Origin of the sequence: Amycolatopsis oliviviridis (genome assembly GCF_014654365.1) — a bacterium.
Classification (GTDB): domain Bacteria; phylum Actinomycetota; class Actinomycetes; order Mycobacteriales; family Pseudonocardiaceae; genus Amycolatopsis; species Amycolatopsis oliviviridis.
In genome coordinates, this window is sequence record NZ_BNAY01000013.1 from 123,773 (window position 1) to 135,565 (window position 11,793).

Sequence of the window (11,793 nt, forward strand, 5' to 3'; positions counted from 1 at the left end):
ACACTCACGACCACCTGGACCGAGCTGGGGCCGCCACCTTCATGCGCTACCCAACCGCATTCAGCGGACTAAACGCGTCTAGGCCGGGATCTGCCAGGACTGGCCGGCCGAGCCGTTGCAGGTCGAGATCACCAGTCGCGTCCCCAGGCCGGTGCCGCCGCCTTGGACGTCGAGGCATTTGCCGGACTGCGGGTTGACCAGGGTCTGGCCGGTCCGCCGCCAGGTCTGTGCCCCGGTCTGGTTGCAGTCCCACAGCTGCGTCTTCGTCCCGTCCGCCGTCCCGCTGTTGTCGACGTCCAGGCATTTCCCGAGCGCGCGCAGGGTCCCGTTCTGCACGGCCCAGGTCTGCGCGCCGGTGCCGTTGCAGTCCCACAGCCGGACCGCCGTGCCGTTCGCGATCTGCGAGTTGTCGACGTCGACGCATCTGCCCGCCACGCCGGTGATCCGCCCGGCCGGATACGGCGTGCCGCCGCGGATCAGGTACTGACTGTTGGCCACGTTCCAGTGCGTGGCGAGGTAGCTGCCCGGCGCGGGGTTGGTGTGGAAGTAGTCGTTGCCGAGGCAGTCGATCTGGTTCTCCGGCGCGCCGGGGCACACCTTCTTCAGGCCGCCGGGCGGGAGGCCGCCGTCGTCGTAACACATGATGTCCTCGTCGTCCCAGCAGTGACCGAACGGCGTCGCGTTCGGTGCGCTGCCGTTGACGGCGCCGAGGTTGTGCAGGAGCTCGTGCCCGCTGGCCTGCCAGCTCCAGCAGCCCGTGCCGACGGTCGCGTAGTGCGGGCCGCCGTTGTACGGGTTGCTCGCGCCGGGACTGTCGTCGCCGCCGTTGCCGAACGCGAGCCCGCAGCCGCCGGCGTCGTACCAGACGAGGTACTTGCGGTCGCCGCGGTTGTAGCCCTGTGCCTTGATGGCGTTGGTGATCGTGTCCACGTCGGCCATCGCGGACTGGGCGATGACGACGTTCGAGATGGTCGCCTTGCAGCTCGCGTCGTGCACGTACCGGACGTGCCGGACGCCGCCGCCGAGCCGGGACGCGGCCTCGACGAAGATGTCGTCGATCTGGCTCGCGAAGGTCTGGAACTGGCCGACGAGCTGCCCGTACCTGTCCGCTTGCGTGTTTCCGCGGACGTAAAGCGCTTGGACGCGTTTTCCGCTGACACCGTCACCGTCGCAGACCGTCGAGGCCGGGGCCGCGGTCGCCACGGGGGCGGGCAGGGAGATGACGCCGAGCGCCAGCGCGGCGCCCGCCACGAGTCTGAGGAATCTTCTGGTCATGCCGAACCGCCTTTTCATCGCGGGGGATGAGGCATCCGGATGCAGCAAAGAGGTCTAGACCGGCAGGAATCATAAGCAGCACAAGGTGGGCATGTCACTGACAGAACAGGACATACGTCACTTTTGGTCGCCGAGGAGTATCCTTTCGAGCAACAGGTCGACATCGCGGGCGGACTCGGCTTCGCCTATCCGGTGGAAGGTTTCCGCGGCGCTGAGCGCGCGTCGCGCGGCTTCCCGGACCCGGCCCGCGGCGCTGAGCACGTGAGCGGCGACGTGGTCGAGTTGCGCGACGAGATGTTCCCTGACGGGCGCGGTTTCGGTTTCCACCGCGTGCACGGCGGATTCCGCGGCGTCGAGCGCGGTCAGCGCCGCGTCGAGATCGCCGGACCGCAGGCGGGAAAGCGTCGCGGCGTTGCGGCAGGTGGCGGCCACGTAGCCGCCGCCGATCGCCACGGCCGCGTCGGCGGCCCGAACGTAGAAATCGGCGGCGTTCGCGCCGTAGCCGAGCAGATCCAGTTGTTCGGCGGCGGCCATGCTCACCGAAATGTAGGAGTGCCCGGTGTCGCCCGACGCCTGGAGGATTTCGGCGAGCACGGCGTATTCGTTGAAGGCGCGCGAAGATTCGCCGAGCGCGCGGTAGGTGTCGGCGTACATCCACCGGCAGCGGTGGCCCCAGTCCGGTAATCCGGCGAGCAGTTCGATGGCGCGGGGCGCGACGTCGAGCACCTCGTCGTAGCGGCCGGCGCCGTGCAGCGCGGTGACGAGGACGTACCAGTGTTCCGCGTTGTCCTTGCCTTTCGACGCGGCGACCCCGAGGGACGCGTAGGCGTCGTCGACGGCTTCGGCGAACCGCCCGGTGCCGATCAAGGACAGCGCCCGCAGCTGACGGAGATGCCCGCGCAACCGTTCCGGGCCGCCCACGGGCAGCGTCGCCAGCAGGTGCTCCACGAAGACGTCCAGTTCGTCGAGCGATCCTGTGCGCTCGTAGGCGATCCGGACCTGTTCGACGGCTTCGACGGCTTTCTCGCCGACGTTCCCGACGATGAAAGCGTCCGTCGCGGCCTGCGCGAGTTCCAGTGTGGTCACCGGATCCTCGCCGTCGCCGTTCCGCAACGACGCCTCCAGGCACAGAAGAGTGCCGTGCAGCAAGGGATCACCCGCTTCCCGAGCCCGGTCCGCCCCGCGCCGCAGGGCCTCGTACGCCTCGGGCGTGCGGCCCTGTCCGGAAAGCACGTGCGCCAGCCAGTATTCGCCCCAGCAGGCGGCGCGATCGTCGGTCCCGGCGCGCAGCCGCGCCGCGGCCACCGTCGTCAGCGCGACCCCGGTCTCGGCCTGATCGTCGAAAACGAGCCACAAACCGAGCCAGCATTGGTTGAGCAGGAAACGGGTTTCGTCACCCTGGCGCCGGAACCCGGCGGCCGCGCGGCGCAAGCGCTCCTCGGTGTCGCCGCCCTGGAAGAAGATCGCGCGCAGTTCGGCCAGCCGCGGGGCGATGTCGTCCGAGACGGTGCCGATCGCGGCGAGACAGGCCCGCGCCTCCTCCGGTTCGCACCGGTGATTGTGGATTTCGGCCCGGGTGACGAGTTCCTCCGCGGAAAGGCCCGGCGGCGGCAGGATCGGGACCCGCGGAAGCGCGGAAGGCAGGAGCGGGACGAATTCCGCGACCGGTTTCGCGGCCATCTTCCGTTCGGCGTGCGCGGTGAAGTAACCGCTGGGATCGCCCTCGTCGAGTTCCTCGGCTTCGACGAACGCCGCCGCTCGCATCCGCCGGTGCAGCAGGCTCAGGGTGAGGCCGTCGTACGGGCCGTCGAGAACGAACCGGATCTCGCCGTATCCGGTTTCCGACAACCGCCGGGTGAGCAGCGCCGCGGACGCGAAGAACTCCAGCCTGTCGACGGCGTCCGCGTGGTCGCCGACACCGTCCAAAAGCGACAGAAGATCGAGACCGGCGTGCTCGTTGCCGGTGAGCGCGCAGAACTCCAGCCGCAAGGCGTGGTCGCCGTACCGGAGCGGGTCCCCGGTGGAGGCCCTGGCCGCCCACCGATAGATCGACGCGGCCTCGGCGTACTTGCCCGCGGCCGCCAGCGGCACCAGGGTCCGGCAGAGCCGGGTGACCTCGGTCCCGTCCCCGTCGGAGCCTTCCGCGCCCGCGCGGCGTGGTTCCACTTCCATGGTCCTGCCCCCAGAACAATGACGTCGACGCCGGATCTTAACTCCCGGAGTTCCGTCATCGCCCCGCTTTCGGCCGGATCAGGGCACGCGGACCGCCGCGATCTGGGTGGCTTGCCCGATCAATCTGTTCTTTTCGTCCCAAAGCTCCGCGACCTCGTCCATCCGGTCGCCGCCGATCTCGCCCGCGCGCATCCGCACCCGCACCGGACCCGGCGCCGGGATCCCGCGCAGGTACGCGGTGAACTGGACGGTCGGCGCCCAGCCCGCGATGCCGAGGTCGTAGGAGATCGGCGGTACCGGGTCGAGCGCCACGAGCAGGCTCACCGGGTCCCAGTCGGTGCCGTCGGCGAGCCGCAGCCAGGACGAGATGACGCCTTTCCGGGACGGCTGTCCCACCGCGAAGCCCGCCGCGGCCGGGTCGATGCGCTGCTCGACGACGTCCATCAGGCCGATCCGGAAGCTGCCACCGCCGTCGGCGGGCACGGGCAGGCAGTCCTGCTCCGCCGGGATGTCGACCGGGTCCACACCGGACCACCACGCGTCGCCGTCGGTCAGGACGCCCTGGGTGATCAGCGCTTCGGTGCAGGGCGCGCCGTTCTGGCTCAGCCGCGCGCGCAACTGCGTGAGGCCGCGGCCTTCGCGCAGCACCTCGACCTCGACGACCGCGGGACCGGGCTCCGGCGCCACCGAGAACGAACCGCTGATCGCGGTCAGATGCGGATGCGAGGAGACCTCGGCGGCGGCCTTGGCGAGCACGGCGAGCAGGTAACCGCCGTGCAGCTTCGGCCCGATCGTCCACTGTGGATCGAGCTCGGTGTCGAATACCGGGCCGTCGCCCCGGCGGACCAGGGCGGTCGCGGTCTGGAAGTGCGCCATGCTTCAAGCTGACATCGTCAAGTTGACGGTGTCAAGTCAATGCTGGCAGCATCACGGCATGGGCGCGAAGCGGACGAAAGCGCGGCCGGGCGAGGGGGAGAAGCTGCGGGGCGAGATCCTGTGCGCCGCCGACGCCCTGCTCGGCGAGGCGGGGACCGACGAGGCGCTGACCTTGCGCGCGGTCGCGCGGCGGACAGGGGTGTCCACGCCGTCGGTCTACGCGCACTTCCCGAGCCGGGACGCCTTGCTGGAGGCGGTCTGCCTGCGGGTGTGGGACGAGCTCGCGCACCGGATGCGCGAGCACGCCGCCGAGGTCGCCGATCCGATGCGCGCGCTCAGCCGCTGCGCGCGGGTGTACGCGTGGTTCGCCCTCGACCATCCGGTGCAGTACCGGGTCCTGCTGATGCGCCCGTCCGGTGGTTCGTCGCCCGGCGCGGTCGCCTGTTTCCGGCATCTCGCCGACGCGACCGCCGCGTGCGTGCGGGCGGGGATCCTGCGCGGCGAACCGGAAGTGCTCGCGATGGGGCTCTGGTCGGCGATGCACGGCTGCGTGAGCCTGCTGATCGCCCAGCCGGGGTTCGACTGGCCCGAGGAGCCGGAGGCGCTGATCGACGGCGTCATCCGGATGGCCGGGCTCGGTACCGCGCTCGCCTGCCGGGTCCCGAGGGACGCGATCCCGCCGAGCGCTGAATTGGCGGCCGACCTCGACGAAGTGACGGCGGGCTGGGCGACGTCACGCGAGCGGACTGGCTAGGCTTTCGCGCATGTCCGGGACATCGACGGCCGACGAACGGCTCCAGGTGCTCGAAGCCATCACCGACACCGCGCTGGGCCACCTCGGCCAGGATATGGTGATGGCGAGGATCCTCGCCAAAGTGCGCGAAGTGCTCGGGGTCGACACGGCCACCGTGCTGCGGCACGACCCGGACGCGCGGCAGCTGCAGGCCATCGCCGCTTCCGGGATCGAGGAGGAGGTCTATCAGGACGTCCGGATCGCCGTCGGCGCGGGTTTCGCCGGCCGGGTGGCCGCGGACCGGCGTCCGGTGCTCCTCGACCACGTGGACGAGACCACCGTGGTCAACGCGCTGCTGCGGGAACGCGGGCTCCGCACCCTCCTCGGCGTCCCGATGGTGGCGGGCGACGAACTGATCGGCGTGCTGCACGTCGGATCCGTGACACCGCGCGAATTCCCCGAGGCCGACGTCGAACTGCTGCGGCTGGTGGCCGCCCGGCTCGCGCTGGCGTTGCAGATCGACAACGCCACCACCGATCGCGCGGCCGCGTCGGCGTTGCAACGGAGCCTGCTGCCGGGACGGCTGCCCGCCGTCGCCGGGATGGAGTTCTCCGCGCGGTACGTGCCGGGCACCGAACCCGGGGTCGGCGGTGACTGGTACGACCTGTTCCCCCTGCCGGGTGATCGGCTGGGCATCGTGATGGGCGACGTCGCCGGGCATGGCCTCAACGCCGCCGTGATCATGGGACGGCTGCGCAGCGCCCTGCGCGCCTACGCGCTCGAAGCGGACGACCCGGCGGAAGTACTGTCCAAACTGGACCGCAAGGTTCAGCACTTCGAACCGGGGGCGCTGGCCACCGTCGTGTACGGGTTGGTGCCCGCTTCGCGGGACAGAGTGGCGATCTCCCTGGCGGGCCACCTGCCGCCGGTGCTCGCGGCGCCCGGCCTGCCCTCGGCGTTCGTCGAGGTCCCGGTGGATCCGCCCATCGGGGTCACCGGGCCGCGGCGGCGAACGACGGTCGTCGGACTGCCGCCCGGCGCCGCGCTCGCCTTCTACACCGACGGTCTGGTGGAGCGCCGGGATCAGCTGATCGACGTCGGATTGCGGCGGCTCACCGACGTGGTCACCCCCGATCAGCCCGGCGTGGTGTGCGCGCGGGTGATGGCCGCGCTCGTCGGCGCGACCCCGGCGCAGGACGACATCGCGCTCCTCGTGGCGCGGCGGGAACCGGCCTGAGTCACCGGGCCGGATCCCAGCGCCCCTTCTCCTTCGCCCGGTCTATCGCCGCCTGACCGAGTTCGGTCATCAGCCCCTCGGCGATCAGGCGGGTGGCCCGCTCGCGGTTGAGCCTGCTCCACGAACTCCGGGGACGGCGTGGGGTGAACCGCAGGCGGGAGCTGGTGGAGTCGTTCTTGCGGTGCAGCCCGTCGATCCAGCCGAAGCACAGAGCCTGTTCCATCGCCTCGTGGATGCGCACGCTGGGGATCCCGCTGTTCTTGTGCCGGATGACCAGCCAGACCTCCTTAGCGGAGCCTGCGTGCTCGGCCAGCCAGGCACGCCACTCGGCGGGAGTGGCGGCGGTGAAGGTGGGCTCGTCCATGACCGGATTCCTTCCGTCGTAACGTCTGTGACCATCATCGGAAGCAAAGTGCTCACCGACTGAGCACTTTTCGAAGGAGGTGGCCACAGATGGAGATCTGGGTGAACCCGGCGTGCGCGAAATGCCGGTCCGCGGTGTCGATGCTGGACGAGGCGGGAGCCGAGTACACCGTGCGGAAGTACCTCGAAGAGCCGCCGACCGCGAAGGAACTGAAGGCCGTCCTCAAGCGGCTCGGACTCGAACCGTGGGACATCACCCGCACCGCCGAGCCGATCGCGAAGGAACTCGAACTGAAGACCTGGGGGCGCACGCCTGCCGACCGTGACCGGTGGATCGACGCACTGGCCGCGCACCCGAAGCTGATCCAGCGGCCGATCATCACCGCCGACGACGGCACGACCGTCGTCGGGCGGACCCCGGAGGCCGTTCAGTCGGTGCTGCCCTCATAGGTGCCCGCCTGAGTTCGAGGGCGTGACTCGCGTGATCAGGGACGTGACTCGCGTGATCAGACGGCGAACTCGCGTGATGGGAGGCCGAACTCGAGTGTGCGGCGTCTGGTCACGCGAGTTCCGTCTCTGGTCACGCGAGTTCCGGGCCTAACCGTCCTTGCCCCTCACGTGAGCAGCGCCCGCGCCCGTTCTTCGGGCAGCCGCCGTCCTCGTTTCGACGCGAGCCGCACCGCCTGGCCGGCCAAGGCCTTCGCCGCTTCCGGGTCGCCGAGGTCCAGCCGGGCATGGGCGATCTCGGTGAGGGCGTCCGCCTCCAGTAAGAGCTGACCGTTGTCGCGGAGCGTGGCCAACGCCTCCTCCGCGTACTCCAGCGCTCTCGCGGCGTCGCCGAGACCCCGGTGCGCGAAGGCGAGGCCGATCCGGGCGGACCCTTGGCCGTAGCCGAGCCCGATCTCCGTGAACACCCGCAACGCCTCGTGCAGGCCCGCGATCGCTTCCGTGTGCTCGCCTCGCCGGTTCCGCACCGTCGCGATGATCTCGACCGCCGCCGCTTCGCCGCGCCGGTCGCCGATCTGCCGGGACCGGGCGTGGCATTCGGTCGCCAGCGTCATCGCGAGGTCGAGGCGGCCCGCGTCGCAGTGGGTTTCGGCGAGGCAGTTCAGGGTCGCGGTCTCCCCGAAGCCGAGCCCGGCCTCGCGGGTGTAGACGAGCACCTGTTCGTGGTCCGCGATGGCCTCGTCGAACCTGCCCAGCGCCCACAGCGCGATCCCGCGCCCGTTGAGCGCGTGGAACGCGGCTTCCCGTTGATCGGTTTCCTTGGCCAGCCGCAGTGACCGGTCGTGCCAGCCGACCGCCGTCCTCGGCCTGCCGGAGAAGGTGTGGATGACGCCGATGCAGTTCAGCGCCAGCGTCTCCGCCCCGGTGTTGCCCGCCCGGCGGCTGACCGCGAGCGCCTGGCCGTGGAAGTGCAGCGCCTGCCTGGCCTTGCCCTGCTGACTGGACGCGCGGCCGAGGTTGCGCAGCGCGTCGGTCTCCGCGTCGAGGTCCCCCAGTTCCCGCGCGGCCGCGAGCGCCTGCTGGAAGTGGTCGATGGCCGGGCCGTAATCGCTGAGATTGTGCGACATCTGCCCGAGGACGTCGAGCAGGGACAGCCGGGCCCGGACGTTGCCCGTCTCGGTGGCCGAGCGCAGCGCGGCGGTGCAGGTCGCGACCGCCTCACGCGCGTGCCCGCTCGCCTGGAGGTAGCCGCGCAGGACGTCGATCAGCCGCCACGCGGCGGGCTGGAACGCGGGATCAGTGGTGGCGCAAGCGATCGTGTCGACCAGGTTGTCCCGTTCGGTGTCCAGCCAGCGCAGCGCGGTGTGCTCGTCGAAGACCGGCGAGGCGGCTCCGGCGTACAGCACGCGGGTGGCCGCGGCCGCGGTCTCCACATACGACTCGATCAGCCGGGACAACGCCGTCAGCGCGGCTTCCTGCGGATCTTCGGCGTGCCCGCGTTCGGCGGCGTACTCGCGGATGAGGTCGTGGAACTGGTAGCGGCCGGGCGCGGTCCGCTGCAGCAGGTTCGCCGCGGCCAGCCGGTCGAGCGCGCGGCCGGTCTCCGTCCGCGAGGCCCCGGCGACCGCGGCCGCCGCGGGCGCGCCGAAGTCCGGACCCGGTGCGCGGCCGAGCATCCGGAACAACAGCCGGTCCGGTTCGGACAGCCGGAGATAGGACTGGTCGAAGGCGACCCGCACGGCCGAGGACGAGTCGCCGTCGATGGCCAGCTCCTCCAGCCGCCCCGACCGTGTCAGCTCCGCGGCGTACTCCGCGACGCCGCGGCCGGCGTCGGCGGCGAGGTTCGCTCCGGCGATCCGCAGGGCCAGCGGCAGATGCGCGCAGGCCGCGGCGAGGGCGCCGACCGCGTCGGGTTCGGCGGCCGTGCGCGCGGGCCCGAGCAGTTCCGCGAGCACCGCGCGCGATTCGTCCTCGGCGAGCACGCCGAGTGGCAGGTGCACGGCGCCCGGATTGACCGCGAGCCCGCGCAGGTCGTTGCGGCTGGTGATCAGCACGGCGCAGCCGGGTCGTCCCGGCAGCAGCGGCCGGACCTGGTCGACGTGCACCGCGTTGTCCAGCAGCAGCAACATCTTCTTGTCCGCCAGCACACTGCGGAACAGGGCCGCCTGTTCGGCGGGTTCGGCCGGGATCCGGTCCCGGTGCACGCCGAGCGCGCCGAGGAACCTGGTCAGCGCGGCCGACGGGTCGAGCGGCGGACCGGCGGCGTAGCCCTGGAGATTCACGTACAGCTGGCCGTCCGGGAAATGCGGCCGGAACCGGTGCGCGACGTGCACCGCGAACGCGGTCTTCCCGACCCCCGGCGGTCCGGAGATCACGACGTTGCGTCCGGTCGAGGTCAGCCGCAGCCCGGCGAGTTCGGCGATCGGATCCGCGCGGCCGACGAACCGATGGACGTCGGGCGGCAGCTGGCTGATCTTCTCCCGCGGGGGAGCGGCGCCCTCGTCGAGGATCGCGGCGTGGACGCCCCGCAGTCGCGGGCCGGGTTCGATCCCCAGCTCGTCGGCGAACATCCGGCGCACCGAGCGGTAGGTCTCCAGCGCGTCGGCTCGGCGGCCGGACCGGTCGAGCGCGGTGATGAGCTGCGCCCAGAACGTCTCCTGCCACGGATGTTCCTTGGTGAGCGTGCTCAGCTCGGCGACCAGCTCGCGGTGCCCGCCCGCTTCGAGCCCGGCGTCGATCCAGCGCTCCAGCGTGCGGAGGCGGTCTTCGTCGAGTTGCGCGGCTTCGTCACGCTGGAGGGATTCCGACGGGACGTCGCTCAGTGCGGCGCCGCGCCAGCACTCCAGTGCTTCGGCCAGCAGCGCGAGCTCCTGGGCGGAGTCGCCCGCCTTGCCCGCTTCCCGGCCCGCGTCGGCCAGCCGCCGGTAGCGGAGGAGGTCCAGCTGCTCCGGTCCGAGCCGGATCCGGTAGCCGTCCGGGCGGGTTTCGATCAGCCCGTCGCCCAGCATCTTGCGCAGCCGCAGCGCGTAGACCTGGGTGCTCTTGCGGGCCGTGGACGGCTGGTCCTCGCCCCAGAGCCGGTCCGCGAGCCGGTCCAGCGAAACCGTCGAGTTGGCCCTCACCAGCAACGCCGCGAGCAGGACCCGCAGTTTGGGCCCGGCGATCGGCACCGGCTCCCCGTCACGCGTCACCTCGAGCGGGCCGAGCACACCGAAACCGAAGCAGGGGATACGCGTTCACCTCCCGAAGCGTCAGATTACCGCTGTTGCCCGGTTGAAACCGGCGCCTGCCACGATCTCGTCCGCGAGGCCTCCCCGATGGCCTCGATCAGCAGGCGGGCGGCGGTGCCGACCGAGCTGTCGGAGAGGTTGCCGTAACCGAGGACGAGCCCGGGCGCTCTGGGGGTTGCCCGGTAGTCGTCGAGATCGGCCACGCGTAATCCCTTGACCGCCGCCCGCCGCACCACCTCGGCCGCCGAGCCGCCCGGCAGGTCCAGCACGAGGTGCAGACCGGCCGCGACGCCGGACACCGGCAGCGGGCCGAGCGCGTCCACCAGCGCGTCGCGCCGGGCCCGGTAACGCCGCCGGGCCGCGCGCAGATGCCGGTCGTAGGAGCCGCGTTCGAGGAAGGCCGCGAACGCCAGCTGCTCCAGCGCGGGCGGGGTCGGCGAGGGGTCGACCAGCTCGGTCCACTGTGGAGGCAGGGCGTACCAGCCGAGGCCGAGCGCGGGACTGAGTGTCTTGCTGACCGAACCGAGCAGCGCGACCCGCGCCGGTTCCATGCCCTGCACGGTCCCGACCGGACGCCGGTCGTAGCGGAACTCGGCGTCGTAGTCGTCCTCGATGATCAGGCCGTCGACGTCGCGCGCCCAGCTCAGCAGCCCGGCGCGGCGGGTGGGGGAGAGGACGGTGCCGGTGGGGAACTGGTGCGCCGGGGTCACGAGGACGGCGCGGGTGCCGGACGGGATCTCGTCGACGCGCAGGCCGTCTTCGTCGACCGGGACGCCGACCACGTCGAGTCCGGCGCGCGTCGCGACGCGCCGCAAGGTCTGCCAGCCGGGTTCCTCGGCCGCGACGCGGGTGATCCCGGCCGCGAGCAGCGCGCGGCAGACGCGGCCGAACCCGTCGGTGACGCCGGACGAGATCCGCACGTCGTCGACGACGGCTCCCCGGCAGCGGCGGAGGTGGTCGGCGAGCACGGCGCGCAGCCGCGGATGTCCGCCGGGGACGGGGTAGCCGAACTCGCCGTGGGGCGCGTTCGCGAGGATCTCGCGGACCGCCTCCGCCCAGCGTCGCCGGGGGAAGTGCCGCAGGTCGGGCAGGCCGGGCGCGAGGTCGATCTCCGGTGGGGCGGCTTTGCCCGGGACGGGCTTCGCGGGCTCGCCGCCCGACGCCGACCAGCGCACGACGGTGCCCGAGCCGGTGCGCGCGGCGAGATAGCCCTCCGCGATCAGCTGCTCGTACGCCTGCGTGATCACCCAGCGGGAGAAGCCCAGATCAGCGGCGAGGGTGCGGCTGGGCGGCAGCGCGGCGCCGGAGCCGAGCGTACCTTCGCGGATCACCGTGCGGAGCGCCCTGGTGAGCCGCTCGTGCCGGGGACCCGGCCCGGAGAGGTCGAGGAGCACGTCCCAAGCCAGATTGGTCTGGGAATTCATCATGCGAATGGACTGTAGTACCGGACCGATCTCGAC

Annotated in this window: 9 protein-coding genes; 3 read left to right on the forward strand and 6 right to left on the reverse strand. The window is 71.6% G+C overall.

The genetic code is table 11. The features are described 5' to 3' along the window. Positions 1-78 precede the first annotated feature (78 nt). From IE302_RS39315 to IE302_RS39325, 3 genes are all read right to left on the reverse strand, one after another. The gene (locus IE302_RS39315) at positions 79-1,275 is read right to left on the reverse strand and encodes a ricin-type beta-trefoil lectin domain protein (protein WP_191259535.1); all 1,197 of its coding nucleotides are present in this window, start codon (positions 1,273-1,275) and stop codon (positions 79-81) included. 117 nt (positions 1,276-1,392) lie between these two features. Then, positions 1,393-3,447 carry an ATP-binding protein gene (locus tag IE302_RS39320; protein WP_191259536.1) on the reverse strand — a complete coding sequence of 685 codons (2,055 nt, stop codon included), beginning with the start codon at positions 3,445-3,447 and terminating at the stop codon, positions 1,393-1,395. Positions 3,448-3,525: 78 nt separating this feature from the next. Then, entirely contained in the window at positions 3,526-4,323 is a 798-nt protein-coding gene (locus tag IE302_RS39325) for a thioesterase family protein (RefSeq protein WP_191259537.1), read from the reverse strand. Between the two features lie 58 nt (positions 4,324-4,381). On the opposite strand from IE302_RS39325, the gene IE302_RS39330 reads away from it, so the two are divergent. Further along, on the forward strand, positions 4,382-5,077 hold the full coding sequence (locus IE302_RS39330; RefSeq protein WP_191259538.1) for a TetR/AcrR family transcriptional regulator: 696 nt from the start codon (positions 4,382-4,384) through the stop codon (positions 5,075-5,077). A 10-nt stretch (positions 5,078-5,087) separates the two neighbouring features. Continuing rightward, on the forward strand, positions 5,088-6,293 hold the full coding sequence (locus IE302_RS39335) for a PP2C family protein-serine/threonine phosphatase (RefSeq protein ID WP_191259539.1): 1,206 nt from the start codon (positions 5,088-5,090) through the stop codon (positions 6,291-6,293). 1 nt (position 6,294) lies between these two features. On the opposite strand, the gene IE302_RS39340 is transcribed toward IE302_RS39335, so the two are convergent. Continuing rightward, positions 6,295-6,657, reverse strand: coding sequence for a YdeI/OmpD-associated family protein (locus IE302_RS39340; protein ID WP_191259540.1), 363 nt, complete (start codon positions 6,655-6,657; stop codon positions 6,295-6,297). Between the two features lie 89 nt (positions 6,658-6,746). Between IE302_RS39340 and IE302_RS39345 the strand changes: the two genes are divergently transcribed. Beyond that, positions 6,747-7,106: an arsenate reductase family protein gene (locus IE302_RS39345; protein ID WP_191259541.1), complete on the forward strand. Its 360-nt coding sequence runs from the start codon at positions 6,747-6,749 to the stop codon at positions 7,104-7,106. A 164-nt stretch (positions 7,107-7,270) separates the two neighbouring features. Here IE302_RS39345 and IE302_RS39350 read toward each other — a convergent pair whose 3' ends face one another. Further along, positions 7,271-10,312: an AfsR/SARP family transcriptional regulator gene (locus tag IE302_RS39350; protein ID WP_191259542.1), complete on the reverse strand. Its 3,042-nt coding sequence runs from the start codon at positions 10,310-10,312 to the stop codon at positions 7,271-7,273. Between the two features lie 47 nt (positions 10,313-10,359). Continuing rightward, entirely contained in the window at positions 10,360-11,760 is a 1,401-nt protein-coding gene (gene pdxR / locus IE302_RS39355; protein WP_191259543.1) for a MocR-like pyridoxine biosynthesis transcription factor PdxR, read from the reverse strand. Positions 11,761-11,793 lie beyond the last annotated feature (33 nt).

What these genes read in the sequence shown, in the direction of transcription:
- IE302_RS39315 (WP_191259535.1), bottom strand. Translation starts at nt 1,275, where the DNA reads ATGACCAGAAGATTCCTCAGACTCGTGGCGGGCGCCGCGCTGGCGCTC.
- IE302_RS39320 (WP_191259536.1), bottom strand. Translation starts at nt 3,447, where the DNA reads ATGGAAGTGGAACCACGCCGCGCGGGCGCGGAAGGCTCCGACGGGGAC.
- IE302_RS39325 (WP_191259537.1), bottom strand. Translation starts at nt 4,323, where the DNA reads ATGGCGCACTTCCAGACCGCGACCGCCCTGGTCCGCCGGGGCGACGGC.
- IE302_RS39330 (WP_191259538.1), top strand. Translation starts at nt 4,382, where the DNA reads ATGGGCGCGAAGCGGACGAAAGCGCGGCCGGGCGAGGGGGAGAAGCTG.
- IE302_RS39335 (WP_191259539.1), top strand. Translation starts at nt 5,088, where the DNA reads ATGTCCGGGACATCGACGGCCGACGAACGGCTCCAGGTGCTCGAAGCC.
- IE302_RS39340 (WP_191259540.1), bottom strand. Translation starts at nt 6,657, where the DNA reads ATGGACGAGCCCACCTTCACCGCCGCCACTCCCGCCGAGTGGCGTGCC.
- IE302_RS39345 (WP_191259541.1), top strand. Translation starts at nt 6,747, where the DNA reads ATGGAGATCTGGGTGAACCCGGCGTGCGCGAAATGCCGGTCCGCGGTG.
- pdxR (WP_191259543.1), bottom strand. Translation starts at nt 11,760, where the DNA reads ATGATGAATTCCCAGACCAATCTGGCTTGGGACGTGCTCCTCGACCTC.